The sequence below is a fragment of the Roseospira visakhapatnamensis genome, assembly GCF_014197915.1.
Classification (GTDB): Bacteria; Pseudomonadota; Alphaproteobacteria; order Rhodospirillales; family Rhodospirillaceae; genus Rhodospira; species Rhodospira visakhapatnamensis.
This window is the reverse complement of the sequence record NZ_JACIGK010000099.1, coordinates 1-1030: the sequence shown is the minus strand read 5'-3', so window position 1 is coordinate 1030 and position 1030 is coordinate 1. Positions and strand designations below refer to the sequence as shown.

Below are 1030 nucleotides of genomic sequence, written 5' to 3'. Positions count from 1 at the left end.
AAGGCTTATCCCTTTGCTTCCGGTGCGATCAACATATCGTAGGTGATGGGGCCTTTGGTGGTGACGATTCCCAGGAGGGATCGAAAGGCTGCGTGCCGGGTGCGGCGCCGATTGAAGCGGAAGACGAACTCGTCGAGGTAGGCTTGCAGATGCTTGCGCCGCAGGCCGTGGTAGACGCCGAGCGCCCAGGTCTTCAGGTTGGAGAAGACGCGATGGACCCAGGGAAGCACGATATGGGCAGCCATGGGGCCGATCACGTGGGGATCGTGAGCCACATCGTCGGAGGCAGCGTAGCCGGCCCATCCGTCGGTCTTGATGGTCGAGCCGGGGGCGACGGTTTCGGCGACGACACCCTTCAGGGTTTCTCCGGAGAAATCGGAGATGGCGCGCAGGCGGATGCGGCCCGGCCCGCCGTTGGTGACCTCAACGGCGCCGGCGACCAACATCTTGCCCTGGTGGCTGCGTCCCTGTCCGCCGGAGGGCGGATCATCGTGTGTTCTGAAGGGGATGGTGGTCTCATCCACCTCCACGAGCCCGGACAGCGGCGTCCGATCCGGGGCGACCATGGCGCTGCGCAGCTTGGCGCACAGCAGCCAGGCGGTCTTGTAGGAGCCCAGCCCCAGTTGCGACCGGACCTGCGTGGCCGAGATGCCGTTGGAGTGCGTCGCCATCAGATACGCCGTCCAGAACCACACTGTCAGGGGCAGTTTGCTGCGGTGCATGACCGTTCCGGCCCGGACCGAGGTCTGTCGCCCGCAGTCGGCGCACTCCGTGGTCCACGGCTTGGTTTCCAGCGCCCAGCCGCGTTTGCCACTACATACCGGACAGACGAAACCCTCGGGCCAGCGCTGGTTCGCGAGGTACACCGCGCAGGCGGCGTCGTCCGGAAACTGGCGCTGGAAGTCGAGCAGGGATCGGGGAAACGCGCTCATGATCGGGCTCCGGAAACGGCGGTTGTTCACTCTTCGTTCTACGCGATTCCGGACCACCTGTCACCACATGATGTGGTCCCGGACTCAAAGGGATAAGC

1 protein-coding gene is annotated in these 1030 nt (G+C 65.0%); it reads right to left on the bottom strand.

Translation table 11 applies throughout. The features are described from left to right. Nucleotides 1-5 precede the first annotated feature (5 nt). The gene (locus GGD89_RS19685) at nucleotides 6-932 is read right to left on the bottom strand and encodes an IS1595 family transposase (RefSeq protein WP_184049267.1); all 927 of its coding nucleotides are present in this window, start codon (nucleotides 930-932) and stop codon (nucleotides 6-8) included. Nucleotides 933-1030 lie beyond the last annotated feature (98 nt).

Coding starts and splice junctions, on each gene's coding strand:
- GGD89_RS19685 (WP_184049267.1), bottom strand. CDS start 932: ATGAGCGCGTTTCCCCGATCCCTGCTCGACTTCCAGCGCCAGTTTCCG.